This is a genomic window from Hydrogenophaga sp. FG152 (assembly GCF_057809615.1).
Window position 1 is genome coordinate 245,040 of record NZ_JBMDKH010000003.1, and the last position, 16,271, is coordinate 261,310.

Genomic DNA, 16,271 nt, shown 5'->3' on the forward strand with positions numbered 1-16,271 from the left:
ACCAACCGGCCGACGCGGCTTGCAGCCATGCTAGCAAGTCTTGCGCCACGGCCACATGACATTTCCACCAAGCGGTGCCGCCCGGCGTGATCGTGCGCCATTCCGGCTTCGGGGCGCTGCTGGGCTGGGTGCTGGGCGTGGCGCTGCAATTGCAGCAGCCCGCGCTGTGGCCCCTGGGGGTCTACGGTGCTTTGCTGCTGGCCGGCGTGCTGGGCCTGGGGGCCTTGCGGCTGACCCGGCGTGCCGCTCCTGCGCTGCTGCTGGCCTGGGTGGCGGGCGCGCTCATCGGCGTCGGCGCCACCGGGGCCCGCGCCGTGCATTTCGCGGCCGACGCGCTCGACCCGGCCCTGCAAGGCATCGACATCGAGGTGACCGGGCGCATCGCCTCCCTGCCGCAGCGAAGCGCGCAGGGTGAGCGCTTCGAGTTCGTGGTGGAGTCGGCCGCGCGCGGCGGCCAGGCGGTGGCGCTGCCGCCGCGCCTGCAACTGGGGTGGTACCTGCGGCCCGATGAGGCCGGCGGCCTCGGCCTCGGCCTCGGCCCCGGCCTGCGCGCGGGTGACCGCTGGCGCTTCACGGTGCGACTGCGCAGCCCGCATGGCAACGCCAACCCGCACGGCTTCGACCGCGAACGCTGGCTCTGGGAACAGGGCATCCAGGCCACCGGTTATGTGCGCAGCGGCCCGCGCGACCCGACGCCCCAGCGGCTGGGCGCCACACCCTGGCACCCGCTGGACCGCTTGCGCCAGGGCGTGGCCGAGCGCATCGAGGCCCGCGTGCACGAAGACCCGCGCAGCGCGGGCGTGCTGGCCGCGCTGGTGGTGGGTGACCAGTCGGCCATCGACCGCAGCGACTGGGACCTCTTCCGCACCACAGGCGTCGCTCATTTGATGAGCATTTCAGGTTTGCACGTGACCCTGTTTGCCTGGCTGGCCACGGCGCTGGTGGGTGCGCTCTGGCGGCGTCTGGCGCTGCGCTGGCCCAAGGCCTTGCTGGCGCTGCCCACGCCATGGGCGGCGGGCCTGGGTGGCGTGGCGCTGGCCACGGCGTACGCGCTGTTCTCGGGCTGGGGTGTGCCGGCGCAGCGCACCGTGCTCATGCTGGTCGTGGTGGTTGGCCTGCGCCTGTCGGTGCGGCACTGGCCCTGGCCGCACGTGTGGCTGCTGGCCATGGCGGCGGTGCTGCTGCTCGACCCCTGGGCCTTGATGCAGGCTGGCTTCTGGCTCAGCTTCGTGGCGGTGGGCATCCTGTTCGCCACCGACCCGGGCCGGCGCTCGCCGGCGCCCGAGGGCTCCTGGCCGCAGCGGGCGGCGCGGGCCTTTCTGGCCTTGCTGCGGGAGCAGGGCGTGGTGACGGTGGCGCTCGCGCCGCTCACCCTGCTGCTGTTCGGCCAGTTCTCGGTGGTGGGGCTGGTGGCCAACCTCGCCGCCATTCCCTGGGTGACCCTGCTGGTCACGCCGCTGGCCTTGCTCGGTGTGTTCGCGCCGCCCTTGTGGGATGGGGCCGCCTGGGCGGTGCAGGCCTTGTCGCTCGCCTTGCAGTGGCTGGCTCAGTGGCCGGGCGCGGCCCTGTTCCGCCCGGTGGCGCCGTGGTCACTGGCGCTCGCGGCGGTGCTGGGCGGCGTGTTGCTGGTGCTGCGCCTGCCCTGGGTGGTGCGGCTCTCGGGGCTGATGCTGCTCTGGCCGGCCTTGCTCTACACGCCGCCGCGCCCGGCGCCGGGCCAGTTCGAGTTGATCGCGCTGGACGTGGGGCAGGGCAGCGCGGTGCTGCTGCGCACCGCCGGCCACAGCCTGCTCTACGACACCGGCCCGCGCTATGGGCCGCAGCCCGATGCCGCCGACGCCGGCGACCGCGTGGTGCTGCCGCTGTTGCGCGCGCTCGGCGAGCGGCTCGACACGGTGGTGGTCAGCCACAGCGACAGCGACCATTCCGGTGGCGCGCCCTCGGTGCAGGCGGCGCAGCCCCAGGCGCGCTGGCTCACGTCCTACGACAGCGACCCCGCGCGCCGCTGCGTGGCGGGCCAGCGCTGGCGGTGGGATGGGGTGGATTTCGACGTGCTGCACCCGCAACCCGATGACTACGACGAGACCGGCCGTGGGCGGCTCTCCAGCAACGCCATGTCCTGCGTGCTGCTCGTGTCCAACGGCGCGCAGAGCGTCTGGCTGGGCGGCGACATCGATGCCGCGCACGAGGTGCGCCTGGCGCTCGCGCGGCCCGAGCAACGCGCGACCGTGATGCTCGCGCCCCACCACGGCAGCCAGACCTCCAGCAGCCCGGTGCTGCTCAACACCTTGCGCCCGAGGCTGGTGATGGTTCAGTCGGGCTACCGCAACCGCTTCAACCACCCCGCGCCGGTGGTGCTGGAGCGCTATGCCCAGCGCGGCATTCCCTGGGTGAACTCCCCCGCGTGCGGCGCGGCGACCTGGCGCAGCGCTGAGCCCGACCGCGTGGTGTGCCAGCGCGAGGTCGGCCGCCGGTACTGGCACCATCATGGCAATCATGAAAATGAATAATATAACGATCATGATTGTAAAAATGATCAACAAAACGATCAAATCGGCTTGCTGAATCAGGTGGATAATGATAAATTAACTTATCAAAATCATCAAAAAGCTCAATATGACGAGCATCGTCCAGGACATTGAAGGTGCACGCAAGGCCGCATCGCTGACGCAAGAGGAACTGGCGCAGCGCGCCGGCGTCAGCCGCATGACCGTGTCGCGCATCGAGGCGGGCATGGATCCCAGGCTGTCCACGCTGCAGGAACTGGCCCGCGCCATGGGCATGGAGTTGATGCTGGTGCCACGCGCGCTGCGCGCCGAGGTGGAGGGCTTCCTGCGCTCGGGTGGGCGCGTTCTCGGGCAGCCCGCAGGGGCGGGTGCGCCGAAGTCGCTGGTGGACCTGCTGGACACGCCGGCCTGAAAGGGGCTGGCCATGAGCACTTTCATCCGTTACCTGCGCCTATCCCTGCACACGCCGGCCGGGGAGAAGCGGCCCATCGGTTACCTCTCGCAGTACGGCGACATCCTGCGCATGTCCTTCGACGAGCCGTACCTGAATGACCCGCGCCGGCCCACGCTGTCCATGAGCCTGCGCGGGGTGGACGACGCGGCCACCCGGCAGATCCTGAGCGCCACGCGCGACGAGCGCCTGGTGCGCAACGACGGCCGCTGGCCGGTCTTCTTCCAGAACCTCTTGCCCGAAGGCCACAACCGCGAACGCCTGGCCGCGCAAAGAGGCTGCACCATCGAGGACGAATTCGAACTGCTGGCCGCCGCCGGGCACGACCTGATGGGCGCGCTGGAAGTCGAGCCCGTGCCCGCCGACGAAGACATCCCGCAGGTGGTTCGCCACTGGCACGCGGCGCTGGGGCTCGATGTGCTGGAACCGGGCTTTGTCGAGCTGCCGGTCGAGGACGCCGCGTCCCTGCCCGGGATGGTGACGAAGTTCTCCGCGGTGCAGGAGGGGCGGCGCTACGTCGTCAAGCGGCATGGCGTGGCGGGCAGCCACATCCTGAAGCTGCCGACCACCCGCCACCCCGAACTCGTCGAGAACGAATACACCGGCTACCGGTTGTGCGCCGCGCTCGGGCTGGACTGCGCCCGCGCGAGCATCATCGCGCGGGAGCAGGCGCAATTGCCCGCGCCGGTCGATTTTCCGCACATCCTGGCGGTCGAGCGCTTCGACCGCCGGCACGGCCTGCGCGTGCACATGGAAGAGTTCGCGCAGGTGATGGGCTATGCCCCGAGGCAGAAGTACGGCAGGGGCATCGAGCGGGACTACGGCCAGATGTTGCGCCTGCTCAACCAGTATTCGGTGCAGCCCGCGCGCGACACGCGCGAATTCCTCGGCCGCTTCCTGGCCTTCATCCTCATGGGCAACACCGACGCGCACCTCAAGAACTGGGCGCTGCTGTACCCCGATGGCATCGAGCCTCAACTGGCCCCCTTGTACGACCCGGTCTGCGTGAGCGCCTTCTTTGCCGGCATGCCGCCAGCGGACTACGGCATCAACCGCGCCATCGACGCCAGGCTGCGCGCGTTCACCTGGGCGCAGCTCGAATCGCTGCTGGAGAGTACCGGCCTGCTGCGCAGGTCGGTGGTGCTGCGGCACTGCAAGGCAGTGGTGAAGGCCGCCCAGGCCGACTGGCCGGCCCTGCTCGCGGAGGCGCCGAACAACGTGCGCGAAGAGGTCGGCGCCCGCTTGCGCGGGGGGGTGGCCTTGACGGCCTGAGCTTTGCCGAGGTTCAAACGCAACCCTCCGCGCGGTCGTTGGCATCAGTCAGGATCAAAACCATTTGAATGCTTTGGTGTTATTCTTGTAAAGTCCCTCCCGCTCACGAAAAAGGTGAGCCGGGCCTGAGAACCCGTACCAATGGCGGAGGCCATTTCAACCCGCAAGGAAAATGGCCTCTCTCGTTCCAGTCCCGTTTTTGGCGGCCTGGGCGGGAGACCCGCGAGGGTCTGCCGGTTTCCGTTGGTCCGGTTCTCAGCCCGTTCAGGCCGCCGCCACCTTGGCGTGGCGGCGGTTTTCCCAACGGAACAGGGAGCCACCGCATGCCGAACCCGCTGAGCAAGCAACAGAAACTGGCCGTTCTCATCGACGCGGAGAACGCGTCGCCGGCCCGCCTTCGCGCCATCCTGCGGCGCGCCGCCTGCTACGGCGTGCTGGCGATCAAACGCGCCTACGGCGACTGGTCGAACCCCCGCCTGCAGCGCTTCAAGGCCCTGCTCTTGCGCCATGCCATCGAACCGGTGCAGCTCTTCAGCTACACCAAAGGCAAGAACGCGGCGGACATCGCCCTGAGCCTGGACGCGATGGACCTGATGCACATGGGGCAGGTCACGGGCGTCTGCCTCGTCTCTTCCGACAGCGACTTCACGCCCGTGGCGATGCGCCTGCGCCGCGAAGACCTGCGGGTCTACGGCTTCGGCGAGCGCCAGACGCCTGCCGCCTTCGTGGCGGCGTGCAGCACCTTCATCTACACCGACTCGCTCGTGGGCTGACCGCTTCCAGGGGGTGGTCTGTTTCCGCCATGGATCGCCGCATGCTCGAAAACCCTGGCCCGGTCCTTGCTATGCTGTGCTCAGGAGAAAAAGCCCATGAGCAGACCGATGTTTGACGAAATGAACGCCTCGCCCAGCGAGGTCCGGGCCCACTATCAGAACTACGCGCGCTGGCTGGCGCAGCAGCCGGAAGAGGTGATGGCGGCCCGGCGCGAAGAGGCCGAAATGATCTTCCGCCGCGTCGGCATCACCTTTGCGGTGTACGGCGCCAAGGACGAGGACGGCTCCGGCACCGAGCGCCTCATCCCCTTCGACCTCATCCCCCGCATCATTCCCGCCCACGAATGGCGCAGCATGGAGGAGGGCCTGGTGCAGCGGGTGACCGCGCTCAACCGCTTCATCCACGACGTCTACCACGGCCAGGACATCATCAAGGCCGGCATCGTGCCGGCCGACCAGATCTTCCAGAACGCGCAGTTCCGCCCCGAGATGATGGGCGTGGACGTTCCGCACCAGATCTACTCGCACATCTCGGGCATCGACATCGTGCGCGCGCCCAACGCCGACGGCGTGGGCGAGTACTACGTGCTGGAAGACAACCTGCGCGTGCCCAGCGGCGTGAGCTACATGCTCGAAGACCGCAAGATGATGATGCGCCTGTTCCCCGAACTCTTCGGCGAGAACCGTGTGGCCCCGGTCGCGCATTACCCCGACCTGCTGCTGGAGACCCTGCGCGCGAGCAGCCCGGCCACCACGGCCGAGCCCACGGTGGTGGTGCTCACCCCCGGCATGTACAACAGCGCCTACTTTGAGCACGCCTTCCTGGCGCAGCAGATGGGCATCGAGCTGGTCGAGGGGCAGGACCTCTTCGTCAAGGACAACTTCGTCTACATGCGCACCACGCGCGGCCCCAAGCGGGTGGACGTGATCTACCGCCGCGTCGACGACGACTTCCTCGACCCTTCGGTGTTCCGCCCCACGTCCACGCTGGGCTGCGAAGGCTTGCTCGGCGTGTACCGCAGCGGCAATGTGGCGATCTGCAACGCCGTGGGCACGGGTGTGGCGGACGACAAGTCCATCTACCCCTACGTGCCCAAGATGATCGAGTTCTACCTCGGGCAGAAGCCCATTCTGAACAACGTGCCGACCTTCATGGGGCGCGAGCCCGAGGACCTCAAGTACATCCTGGCGAACATGAAGGACCTGGTGGTCAAGGAAGTGCACGGCGCGGGCGGCTACGGCATGCTGGTCGGGCCCGCGTCCACCCAGGCCGAGATCGAGGACTTCCGCAAGGCCGTGGCGGCCAACCCCACGGGTTACATCGCGCAGCCCACGCTGTCGCTGTCCACCTGCCCCACCTACGTGCAAAGCGGCGTGGCGCCGCGCCACATCGACCTGCGCCCCTTCGTGCTCAGCGGCAAGGAGGTGCAGATGGTGCCCGGCGGCCTCACCCGCGTGGCACTCAAGGAAGGCTCACTGGTCGTCAACTCGTCGCAAGGCGGCGGGACGAAGGACACCTGGATTCTGGAAGACTGAGGGACACACCATGCTTTCGCGAACCGCCGACCACCTTTTCTGGATGTCCCGCTACACCGAGCGCGCGGAGAACACCGCCCGCATGCTGGACGTGAACTACCAGACCTCGCTGCTGCCGCAGTCCGCCGCCGTGGCGCAGGTGGGCTGGGAAGGGTTGCTCACCATCAGCGAGCTCATGTACACCTACACGCAGAAGTACGGCAAGGAGATCACGCCGCGCAACGTGCTGGACTTCATGGTGCGGGACGAAACCAACCCGTCGAGCATCTTCTCGTGCCTTCGGGCGGCGCGCGAGAACGCGCGGGCTGTGCGCGGCGCGCTCACCACCGAGTTCTGGGAGACGCAGAACCAGACCTGGCTCGAACTCAACCGCATGCTCAAGAGCAAGAACTTCGAGCGCGATCCGGGGGAGTTCTTCGAGTGGGTCAAGTTCCGTTCGCATCTCTCGCGCGGCGTGGCCATCGGCACCATGCTGCAGGACGAAGCCTTCCACTTCTACCGCATGGGCACCTTCCTGGAGCGTGCGGACAACACCGCCCGCCTGCTGGACGTGAAGTTCCACGCCGTGCACAGCGACTTCTTCGGCGCCGCCAGCGAGCTCGATCAGGAATACGACTTCTACCACTGGAGCGCGATCCTGCGCAGCGTGAGCGGCTTCGAGGTCTACCGCAAGGTCTACCGCGACGTGATCACGCCCGAGCGCGTGGCCGAGCTGCTGATCCTGCGCGCTGACATGCCGCGCAGCCTGGCGGCCAGCCTGAACGAGGTGGTCAACAACCTCAGCGTGGTGTCCAACGACCACAGTGGCGAAACCCTGCGCCGCGCCGGCAAGCTCAAGGCCGACCTGCAGTACGCCCGCATCGACGAGATCCTCTCCACGGGGCTGCACGCCTTCCTCACGCAGTTCCTCGACCGCGTGAACGAGCTGGGTGGTCGCATCAGCCAGGACTTTTTGGTCCCTTCGCACTGAGTGGCGCGAGGGCGCTCGACGGCCCCCTCGCGAACCGCCGCCTGAGCACGCCTGCCGTCTGTCGGGACGATAGCGCCTGGTTCCTGCCATTCCGGTTTTGGTAGCCGTTTCCATCGCAATGGATTCCTGGGGGAAGGTGCGAGGCATGGATTCGCCGATCCATTTCCGCTCTATTTGCACTACCTTCTTTGGGTGCTTTTGCCTAGGGTTGAATTTTGTCGCACGCCTGGACGAATCTCCGCCGCGCGACAACGCTTGCCCCGCTGAAACTCATTTGAAAGTCATTTATGAATACGAATCTATGTGCTGAATATCCAACTCTTGAAAAATTCAATCTCATTGGCTTTGAGAAATTTATCAAAAAAGAGAGTGCCGTTGTTTATTCACCTCAAGAGATAGATGAATTGGCGGTGGAGCTTTGCATTCAAAAGGACGATATAGGCAAATTGGAACACTTTCGAGTCAGAACGGGTGAAGATGCTGCAAAGATGGTGGCGGAATATTGTCCGAAATATGTGTGCACAAATAAAGTGGCAGTTTGGACGGTTTTGAAGAATAACCCGTCGATCTTGGCCGCTGTGAATTCTCTGATTCATACGGACAAAGGTCTCCCGACTGATCAGGTGCAGGAACTCAGAAGCTGCATTGACTCCATCAATCATGGGGGCAATATGCATCCTGAACTTTGGGGTTTGAATGATTATTACGCATCGGTTAAAAATGTTGATGCCAAAATCATAACGCCTGTAGATATTGGATCTAAAGCGCAACTGCCAATTTTGGTGTCAGACAAGATCGCACAGAAAAAGGTCGAAGGGCATGGTGTGCGCCCTTCGCTCCTGGACAAATCTCCGAAAGTGAATTCGACTCAGACAAAAATACCTAAGAAACAACCCTCTGTGTCAAGCAAAGCCAAGTTGGAGGGGGTGGCCAAAGGAGCACTTCTACCCCAAAATGTGAAATCAAAAAATATCCAAACCCCCTCTTCAATTAAATTCACTCCCGAAGTACCGGCTGGGGATCTTTTGAGGCGGATAGAGGTTGGTGGTGATTCAAGCGCTTCTATTAAAAAAATCTTTGATGAATATGTGAAAAGCCATGTATCTTCTGCCAGGCGTGCTCCCGACTTCGAGGAGCAACGTCGCTGGAGCATTGCATGTCTCATTCAGCAAAATTCAAATCGACATTTTGATTCCGACATCGATGCCGGTAAATTCCTGGATAATGAGCTCCTGAAGAGTGCGCAATATTCAGCCTTGAAGAATCTTCTGAAAGAGGAGGGAGTCATAGCTATGTGCAATTTCTTCATCGAGCAAATTAATTCTCAAGCGATGTCGAGTGATTTTGTGGCTGACTTTCTGGAAAGTTGTGCGGGCAGCAAACCATCGGGGTTTGAGCCACTTGGACAGATGAAGGCTGCAAAAGCGACAGTTGTGGGTTTTTCCAAACTTTTGGAGCATCTGAAAAATCCTTTCAAACTCCTTGTGAAAATTAAATCGCAAAGAGAGTTGGTGGGTGATGCCTTATCTCATTATGAATATTTGCTGGATTGCATTGGACCCAAGTTGCGCAAAGAGGAATTGCATCAGCTTGTTTGGGGGGGGATGGGCACTGCATTGGTATCTGGAAGATATGGGGATATTGAGGTCTGGGCAAATATATATCGCAAAGCCGGTTTTTCATCGGAGCAGCTTGCTAAGCTTATGACACCTCACGGTGGCCTCCGGGATAGGATAGAAAAAGGATGTGAGCAGACGTTGAGGGCTTATGGTAATGCGCTCATTTCAATTCAAGGGGACAAGGCCAGCAAGTTGGATCAAAAGCACGCAGACCAACTTTGGCGGGCCATCAAAAAGGAACACATGGGGACATTCTTCAATATCACTGAATACAAGAACATGAGCAACGCAACTCTCAAACACTTCCAGGCTGCCAAGAAGTTGCTTCAGGCAAAGAACTACCCCTGACAGAGAATGTGGTGGCTGTCTCCACAGCCGTGATTGATGGGATTCACGGCTTGCTTATGCGGCGACTGGTGGAGATGTCTCAGGCTTTGCCGCCCAGCGTCTGCACCATCTGCTCAAACAGCGCATCCACCGCAGGCAAATGGCGCGAGGCCTGGCTGCGGTACAGCGCCACATCCATGAAATCCAGGGCCGGCAGGCCCTGTTTTTCGCCCAGGATCGCCAGGTGCGCCGGTGCGCTGCAGCGCGTGAGCACCGCCAGGGCCAGGCCACTTTCCACCGCCGCGAGCTGGCCCGCGAGGCTGGAGCTGTTGTAGACCACGCGGTAGGCGCGCCGTTGTGCATTGAGCGCGGCGATCACGGCGCGTCGCGCCAGGCTGGTGGCTTCGTACACCGCGATCGGCAGCGGGTCGCGCCGCCACACCTCGAACTGCGGCGCGCCCACCCACACCAGCGGCTCCTGGAACAGCAGGGTGCCGCGCGTGGCCTTGTCGCGCGAGATCAGGGCCAGATCGATCTCGCCGCGTTGCACCTTGGGAATGAGCGAGGTGGATTGCTCGCAGTCCAGCTCGATTTCCACACCCGCGTGCCGCGCGGCGTAGCTGCGCAGCACAGGTGAGAGGTAGCTCACCGCGTAGTCGTCGGGCACGCCCAGCCGCACACGGCCGCTGAGCACGGGCCCGTGCAAGGCCTCCAGTGTTTCCGCGTGCAAGGCCAACATGCGCCGCGCGTAGCCCAGCAACTCGGTGCCGGTGGGCGTGAGTTCCAGGTGGCGTGGCCCGCGCAGGAGCACGGCGCGGCCCACCGCGTCTTCCAGCTTGCGGATCTGCATGCTCACCGCCGGTTGCGAGCGGTGCACCAGCGGCGCGGCAGCCGAAAGCGAGCCGCCGTCCACCACCGCCACGAAAGCGCGCAGCCAGTCCAGTTGCAGGTCGGTGTGGTTCATGGTTGCTCCAATATTCGCTTATCGAATGCATTGGATTTTATTTATCCGCTGTACAGATCGATCGCGCCAACCGACCATCGGCGCATGAACTGCACGGCTTCGTTGCCCCATTCCCTCGGTCCTCACCACCACGCCGCAGCGCGCGAACGCGCCGGCATGTGGCTCATGGTGGCGGGTGGCCTCATGCTCGGCACGCTGGGCATCTTTCTGGAAGAGGCCGGCCAGAGCCCGCTCACGGCGGTGTGGTTCCGCTGCGCGTTCGGCCTGCTCGCACTCACCGCATGGTTCGCCGTGACCCGGCGCTGGCGGGAGCTCCGGCTTTCTGGCGCGGCGCGCTGGGCGGCGGTGAGTGCGGGTGTGCTCGCGGTCATCAACTGGGTGCTGTTCTTCGAGGCCATCGAGCGCACCTCCATTGGTGTGGCCACCGTGGTGGTCCATGTGCAGCCTTTCATGGTGATGGCTTTCGGTGCGCTGTGGTGGAAGGAGCGCATCACGCGCGCACAAGGCATCGCCACCTTCGCCTGCCTGGTCGGCCTGGCGCTGGCCTCCGGCTGGGTGGATGGTGCGCTCACCGGTGCGGGCTGGTCGTCTACCTACCTCTGGGGCATCGGCCTGGCCTTGCTCAACTCGGTGGGCTATGCGGCCCTGACCCTGATCGCCAACCGGGCACGCGGTGTCACGCCGCTGGCGCTGGCCTGGTGGCAGTGTGCGGTGGGCGCGGTGGTGCTGGCCTGGTGGCCGTTCGTGCATGGCTGGCCGCCTGTGGGCTCTGCCTGGGCCTGGCTGGCGGGGCTGGGTGCCATCCACACCGGGCTGGCCTACGTGGTGCTGTATGCCGGCGTGGCGCGCCTGAGCGCCGGGCGCGTGGCCGTGCTGCAGTTCGTCTACCCGGCCTCGGCCGTGGCGGTGGAGTGGGCCTTGTACGGCCGGGCCCTGAGCCCCAGCCAGCTGGCTGGCGTGCTCATGATGCTGGTGGCCCTGGTGGTGGTGGGCACGCAACGGGCGACGCGCCAGGCCTGAACCGTTGCGCGGAAAACCGCGCCATCGCCAGCAAAAGTCACGCTCGCCAGCGGCCCCCTGTCAGGCAAAAGGCCAAAAACGCCTATCCTGACTGTCAGGCCGGTCCAGGCCTTATCTCCCCGGGCCGACCGTGATGCCAACAACGGAGGATGAATGGCCAGCGATCTGGATACGGTGAGGGTGCTTCGCGCCCTGTTCAACGACATGCCCAAGGCACCCCAGGGGCTCTCCCACGAGGAGACCATGGCCTGGGTGCAGCGGTCGATGGCCGATTTCGAGGGCGGCGACATGGCCTACATGATCGAGCACATCACCCGCAGTTCCATGCTCGACATCGTGCTGCGCCTGCGCGAGGACGGGTACCTGAAGGACGACGCTGCCTTCACCGACACGGTCAACCTCATCTCCACGCCCGAGGGCCGAAAGAGTTTCATGGACCGGTGCATCCAGGCGCAGAAGAGCGCCGATGCCACCTCGCGCCTCATCCACCGCGCCAAGCGTTCGTGGTCCGATCCCTTGCCACTGTTCAGCTCGGACCCCGGCATGCTGGAGCGTTTCGTGCGTGGCGAACTCTCAGGCCCTGGCCCGCTGTTCGCCGAGTACAAGGCACGCGAAGACGTGCAGGAGATCGGCGTGTTCGCGCAGGCGCCCGACGGCATCCACGAGTTTTCCTGGGGCTTCGTGGTGGAAGACCAGGGCGCCTGGATCTTCTACATCGCCGACGTCTGGCGCAAAGGCACTGTCGGCAGCTTCGACCGTTTCCTCAGCGCCTGGCAGCAGTCCACCAGCGCCGCGTCCACCGAAAAACTGCCGCCCGTGCCCATGGGCCTGCTCATGGAAGACGGCATCAACACCTTCAGCAGCATGGCGCTGCAGGCCGCCGGCCCCATGAGCAACCCGGCCCTGCGCCGCTGGGTGGGTGAGGTGTTCATCGACCGCATGCTGCCCACCATGGCCGCGCGCGTGGTGGACGCGCAATACGACTTTCCGCTGGTGGGCGCGCACGCGCACTGAAGCGCGCGCACGGGTTGGCGAAGGCGTGCCTGCTCAGAAGCTGTGCCGCACGCCGAAGGCCACACCACTTTGTGAGCCACCGGGCACCGGCGCGCCGCCCGGCTGCCCGCCGCTGACCGACAGTGCCAGCGTGCCCTTGTTCTGGATGTGCCCGGCCGTTGCATAGACCGCCGTGCGCCGCGAGAAGCTGTAGGTGGTGCGCACGGCGGCGAGGGTGGCCCGGTTCACCGAGTGCTTGTAACGCAGGCTGAAGACCTCGCCGTCCACGAGCAAGGCCGGCGTGACCTGGTGCGCCGCGCCGAGGTACCACAGATCGCTTTTGCCGTTGGTGGCGCTGGCGCCGTTGGCGCGGCGGACCAGGCCCCCGGCGAGCTTGAGGCCACCCAGTTTCACGTAACCGTTGGCGGAGGTGCGCCGGTCCGTCATGGCGCTGGACGTGAGGCCGGCAAAGGCGCCGGTGCCGCCGCGCAGCTCGTCCACCGCGAGCGCGGTGCCCCAGGTGGCGGTGTCGTACTTCACGAGGGCCGACCATTCCCGGCAGGCCTTGCTGTCGTTCGGGTTTTCGCCAGCGCAGTTGGTGCCGGCCGGGCTCGGGCCGGCGTTCACGGCGTCCCGGCCGAGGCTGTAGCTGGCTCCCAGCGTGAGACCGGAGAAGGTGCCGCGGTAGGTGATGGCGTTGTCCGCGCGGGCGTTGGGGATGTAGCTGTCCAGCGAGCCCGAGCTGTAGAGGTTGGGGCCGAGGATGTCCGACTCCAGGATGGAATAGAACAGCATGGTGTATTGCCGGCCCAGGGACACTGTGCCCCATGGGCCTGAGAGCCCGACGAAGGCCTGGCGCCCGAAGGCGCGGCCGCCCTGGTTGGCCACACCGGTGTCGGGCGAGAACCCTGTTTCCAGCGTGAAGACCGTCTTGAGTCCCTGGCCCAGGTCTTCGGTGCCGCGAAAGCCCAGGCGGCTGGGCGCGCTGCCGGTCAGGGACGGCACGCGGGTCAGGCCGCCGCCACTGGGGGTCGCTTTCGTGACGTGTTCCACCGAGGCGTCGATGACGCCGTAGATCGACACCGTGCTCTGCGCGCTCGCGGCGCCGCTGGCCAACAGGCAGGCACACGCGCTCAAACCGGCAAGGAAGGGGGGCTTTTTCATGGGGACTCCATATTTTGGGCGAAGGGATGTCCGGGGGACCCGCCGGGTCCCCGGACAGAGGGGGGGGAACGGAAGAGGGGGGGAACGGAAGAGGGGGAGCGGGTCAGGTCACGCTGGCGAGTCGCCGCGCGACCTGTTCCTGGGCGCGCTTTTCCATCAGGCGGCGGACCCGGACGATGCCGACGTCGTGCTGGTACAGCGTTTCCCGCGAACGGGCGGACCGGGTGAGGTTCTCGATCACCTTGCGGTCCTGCTCCAGCACATCCCAGTGCAGACCTTCGAGCCGGTTGCGGTAGAGGAAGCGCCAGACGTGCCGGTCGAACCCGGAGGCCTTGCGGATGCGCCAGAAATAGACCTGGCAATGGGTCTCGTCGACCGGGGTGACGAAGCCCACGATGATGAACTGGCCACCGCCGTGCTGCTTGCTGTACGGCACGGCCAGGCGCATCCACATCAGGCCCGACTCACCGAACTCGACCCAGTCGAAGTTCACGCCGCGCTGGCCCACCTTTTCGACGATCAGGCCGGTGTCCGTCGGCCGCACCGTCATCTCGGCCTGCCGGTCGCCCTCGGCCATCGAATGGGACTGCGAGTGCAGGTAGGTGCCGTGCATGGGGTCCATGACGTTGTCGATCGCGTACCGGTGGTTGCACTTCCAGTTCTGCATGCAGAGGAAGCCCGAGTAGTCCTCGGCGGTCATCTCTTCGGGCAACTCGAACGGGGCTGGCGCGTCCAGGCTGCCATCGCCGAACCAGAGGAAGATCGCGCCGTGGGCTTCCACCACGGGGTAGGACTTCAGGCAGGTCCGCCCGGTGAGCACGCAGTTCTGCATGGCCGGCACATCGACCACCTTGCCCCGGCCGTCCACCTCCACGCCGTGGTACCAGCAGGCCACCCGGTCGCCGAGGTTCCAGCCCAGCGACAACCGCGCGCCTCGGTGCGGGCAGCGGTCTTCCACCGCGCGGACCTGGCCCTCGTCGTCGCGCCACAGCACGATCTCTTCGGACAGGCGCGTGATCCCGATGGGCGTGCCCGCCAGGCGGTAGCTCGGCAGCACCGGGTACCAGTAGTTCAACAGGCCGCGCTCCACGCGCTGCGTGGCGTCGGTTTTCAAAGTCGCTTCGTCCATGCTCATGGGGTGTTGGGGGTGTTCATTCATCGGCGGTGAAACCGGAGGCCTTGACGACCGGTGCCCAGCGCTCGATGTCGGTCTTGACGAGGGAGGCGAGCGCCGCGGGCTTGAGCGTGAGCGGCTCCATCGAGAGCTTGTCCAGGCTCGCGATGTACTCGCTGGAGTTCACGACGCTGGTGATCCGGGTGTTCCATAGCGCCACCAGGACTTGAGGCAGGCGAGGGGGCGCGAACACGCCCAGCCAGGTGTCGGCCTGCACGTTCGGATAACCCAGCTCCACCATGCACGGTGTCTCGGGCAGGTAGCGCGACCGTTTGCTGCCGAAGGTGGCGATGGGCCGCAGACCACCCGTGGCCTTGAAGGGCAGGGCTTCGCCCACGGCGTTGAAGCTCGCGGCCACATGCCCGCCCACCAGCGCCTGCAGCGCGGGCGCGCTGCCCCTGAAGGGCACATGGGTCATCTGCACCCCCGTGGCCTGGCTGAACATCACGCCCAGCAGGTGCAGCACCCCACCGGGGCCTGACGAGGCGTAGTCGGCCTTGTCCGGGTGGGCCTGCATCCATTTCACGAGCTCGGGCACGGTGTTGACGCTGGACGGCACCATGGGCCCCACGCTGAGCACCAGCTCCGAGCGTGCGCAGGCGGCCACAGCCGTGAAGTCCTCCAGCGGCTGGTAGGCCAGCTTCTTGTAGATGTGCGGAAAGATCGTGAGCGGAAAGTCGGGCGTGAGCAGCAAGGCGCTGCCGTCGGCCGGCGCGCGCTTGATGTGCTCCAGCGCCAGGCGGCCCGCGACGCCCGCCTTGTTGTCGACGACCACGGGCTCGGGGGTGTGCGCGCGCAACTGGCTTGCCATCAGGCGCGCCAGCAGGTCAATGCCTCCCCCTGCGGGGAAGCCGACGATGAGCTGCGTGGGGCGGGCCGATTGTGCGAAGGCGCCGGCGGGAGCGGCCAGCGCCATGCCGGCCAGCATCAGCTCGCGCCGGGTGATGTCGTGGGATTTCATGGGGTGTTCTTTCGGATCGATGGGGGGTCAGGCCGCCAGGCGTTCAAGCACGGCGCACAAGGTCTCGGGCGTCCATGCGCTGCCATCGGGTTGCAACAGGTTTCTCGCGTTGAGCGCTTCGGCGAAGGCCTCGGGCGTGCGGCCGTCGTCGGCGTAGATCTGCACGAAGGCCGAGGCCAAAGCCTGTTCCTCCTCGGACGGTTCACTGGGGCGGCTTTGCCATCGCAGGTTGTCCTCTTCGCCCGGTTGAAAGATCAGGCCGTTCCCGGCGTCCTTGCACCGCGTGGCGGTTCTGGCGCTGAGGAGATGGGGATTGAAGGTGATCGCAACGACAGACATGGGGGGCATCCAGCAGAGGGTTGAAGTTCTTTTAATTCCTATAAATAGGAATTGAGCGGATGCTAAGACCCCGGCGGAACGCCTGTCAACCCGAAATGACAATCCCTACATGTTTTGTGGATATTTCCCTTTTATGGGAATTAATGCCAGCGGCCTCCGAAGCGAAGCGTGCCGCGCGCGAAGTGTTCCTAGAATGGCGTG

Annotated in this window: 14 protein-coding genes; 9 read left to right on the forward strand and 5 right to left on the reverse strand. The window is 65.2% G+C overall.

Going from position 1 to position 16,271, the window contains the following annotated elements:
- Positions 1-74: 74 nt before the first annotated feature.
- From ACODTB_RS06015 to ACODTB_RS06045, 7 genes are all read left to right on the forward strand, one after another.
- Positions 75-2,510, forward strand: a complete 2,436-nt coding sequence (locus tag ACODTB_RS06015; RefSeq protein ID WP_488929159.1) for a DNA internalization-related competence protein ComEC/Rec2 — start codon at positions 75-77, stop codon at positions 2,508-2,510.
- 106 nt (positions 2,511-2,616) lie between these two features.
- Positions 2,617-2,919 (forward strand): helix-turn-helix transcriptional regulator, encoded by a 303-nt coding sequence (locus ACODTB_RS06020; RefSeq protein WP_291111778.1) that lies wholly within the window; start codon positions 2,617-2,619, stop codon positions 2,917-2,919.
- A gap of 12 nt (positions 2,920-2,931) precedes the next feature.
- The gene (locus ACODTB_RS06025; RefSeq protein WP_291111777.1) at positions 2,932-4,230 is read left to right on the forward strand and encodes a type II toxin-antitoxin system HipA family toxin; all 1,299 of its coding nucleotides are present in this window, start codon (positions 2,932-2,934) and stop codon (positions 4,228-4,230) included.
- 323 nt (positions 4,231-4,553) lie between these two features.
- A complete protein-coding gene (locus ACODTB_RS06030; protein ID WP_488929160.1) occupies positions 4,554-5,003 on the forward strand; it encodes an NYN domain-containing protein in 450 nt (149 codons plus the stop codon).
- A gap of 96 nt (positions 5,004-5,099) precedes the next feature.
- Positions 5,100-6,539, forward strand: coding sequence for a circularly permuted type 2 ATP-grasp protein (locus ACODTB_RS06035; RefSeq protein ID WP_291111773.1), 1,440 nt, complete (start codon positions 5,100-5,102; stop codon positions 6,537-6,539).
- A gap of 10 nt (positions 6,540-6,549) precedes the next feature.
- Positions 6,550-7,509: an alpha-E domain-containing protein gene (locus tag ACODTB_RS06040; RefSeq protein ID WP_291111771.1), complete on the forward strand. Its 960-nt coding sequence runs from the start codon at positions 6,550-6,552 to the stop codon at positions 7,507-7,509.
- 287 nt (positions 7,510-7,796) lie between these two features.
- Complete coding sequence (locus tag ACODTB_RS06045) at positions 7,797-9,476, forward strand: hypothetical protein (protein ID WP_488929161.1); 1,680 nt, start codon at positions 7,797-7,799, stop codon at positions 9,474-9,476.
- A gap of 79 nt (positions 9,477-9,555) precedes the next feature.
- On the opposite strand, the gene ACODTB_RS06050 is transcribed toward ACODTB_RS06045, so the two are convergent.
- Positions 9,556-10,419, reverse strand: coding sequence for a LysR family transcriptional regulator (locus ACODTB_RS06050; RefSeq protein WP_488929162.1), 864 nt, complete (start codon positions 10,417-10,419; stop codon positions 9,556-9,558).
- An 84-nt stretch (positions 10,420-10,503) separates the two neighbouring features.
- Here ACODTB_RS06050 and ACODTB_RS06055 point away from each other — a divergent pair, with 84 nt between their 5' ends.
- Complete coding sequence (locus tag ACODTB_RS06055; protein ID WP_488929163.1) at positions 10,504-11,439, forward strand: DMT family transporter; 936 nt, start codon at positions 10,504-10,506, stop codon at positions 11,437-11,439.
- A 153-nt stretch (positions 11,440-11,592) separates the two neighbouring features.
- Positions 11,593-12,453, forward strand: coding sequence for a hypothetical protein (locus ACODTB_RS06060; protein ID WP_291121762.1), 861 nt, complete (start codon positions 11,593-11,595; stop codon positions 12,451-12,453).
- A gap of 33 nt (positions 12,454-12,486) precedes the next feature.
- Here ACODTB_RS06060 and ACODTB_RS06065 read toward each other — a convergent pair whose 3' ends face one another.
- From ACODTB_RS06065 to ACODTB_RS06080, 4 genes are all read right to left on the reverse strand, one after another.
- Positions 12,487-13,596, reverse strand: coding sequence for a porin (locus ACODTB_RS06065; RefSeq protein WP_291121763.1), 1,110 nt, complete (start codon positions 13,594-13,596; stop codon positions 12,487-12,489).
- Positions 13,597-13,699: 103 nt separating this feature from the next.
- Positions 13,700-14,731, reverse strand: coding sequence for a Rieske 2Fe-2S domain-containing protein (locus ACODTB_RS06070; RefSeq protein ID WP_291121764.1), 1,032 nt, complete (start codon positions 14,729-14,731; stop codon positions 13,700-13,702).
- Between the two features lie 16 nt (positions 14,732-14,747).
- Positions 14,748-15,731 (reverse strand): Bug family tripartite tricarboxylate transporter substrate binding protein, encoded by a 984-nt coding sequence (locus tag ACODTB_RS06075; protein WP_291121765.1) that lies wholly within the window; start codon positions 15,729-15,731, stop codon positions 14,748-14,750.
- A gap of 27 nt (positions 15,732-15,758) precedes the next feature.
- A complete protein-coding gene (locus tag ACODTB_RS06080; RefSeq protein ID WP_488929164.1) occupies positions 15,759-16,070 on the reverse strand; it encodes a recombinase-like helix-turn-helix domain-containing protein in 312 nt (103 codons plus the stop codon).
- Positions 16,071-16,271: the final 201 nt, after the last annotated feature.

Coding starts and splice junctions, on each gene's coding strand:
- ACODTB_RS06020 (WP_291111778.1), top strand. CDS start 2,617: ATGACGAGCATCGTCCAGGACATTGAAGGTGCACGCAAGGCCGCATCG.
- ACODTB_RS06070 (WP_291121764.1), bottom strand. CDS start 14,731: ATGAGCATGGACGAAGCGACTTTGAAAACCGACGCCACGCAGCGCGTG.
- ACODTB_RS06055 (WP_488929163.1), top strand. CDS start 10,504: ATGAACTGCACGGCTTCGTTGCCCCATTCCCTCGGTCCTCACCACCAC.
- ACODTB_RS06025 (WP_291111777.1), top strand. CDS start 2,932: ATGAGCACTTTCATCCGTTACCTGCGCCTATCCCTGCACACGCCGGCC.
- ACODTB_RS06075 (WP_291121765.1), bottom strand. CDS start 15,731: ATGAAATCCCACGACATCACCCGGCGCGAGCTGATGCTGGCCGGCATG.
- ACODTB_RS06060 (WP_291121762.1), top strand. CDS start 11,593: ATGGCCAGCGATCTGGATACGGTGAGGGTGCTTCGCGCCCTGTTCAAC.
- ACODTB_RS06050 (WP_488929162.1), bottom strand. CDS start 10,419: ATGAACCACACCGACCTGCAACTGGACTGGCTGCGCGCTTTCGTGGCG.
- ACODTB_RS06040 (WP_291111771.1), top strand. CDS start 6,550: ATGCTTTCGCGAACCGCCGACCACCTTTTCTGGATGTCCCGCTACACC.
- ACODTB_RS06065 (WP_291121763.1), bottom strand. CDS start 13,596: ATGAAAAAGCCCCCCTTCCTTGCCGGTTTGAGCGCGTGTGCCTGCCTG.
- ACODTB_RS06035 (WP_291111773.1), top strand. CDS start 5,100: ATGAGCAGACCGATGTTTGACGAAATGAACGCCTCGCCCAGCGAGGTC.
- ACODTB_RS06080 (WP_488929164.1), bottom strand. CDS start 16,070: ATGTCTGTCGTTGCGATCACCTTCAATCCCCATCTCCTCAGCGCCAGA.
- ACODTB_RS06045 (WP_488929161.1), top strand. CDS start 7,797: ATGAATACGAATCTATGTGCTGAATATCCAACTCTTGAAAAATTCAAT.
- ACODTB_RS06030 (WP_488929160.1), top strand. CDS start 4,554: ATGCCGAACCCGCTGAGCAAGCAACAGAAACTGGCCGTTCTCATCGAC.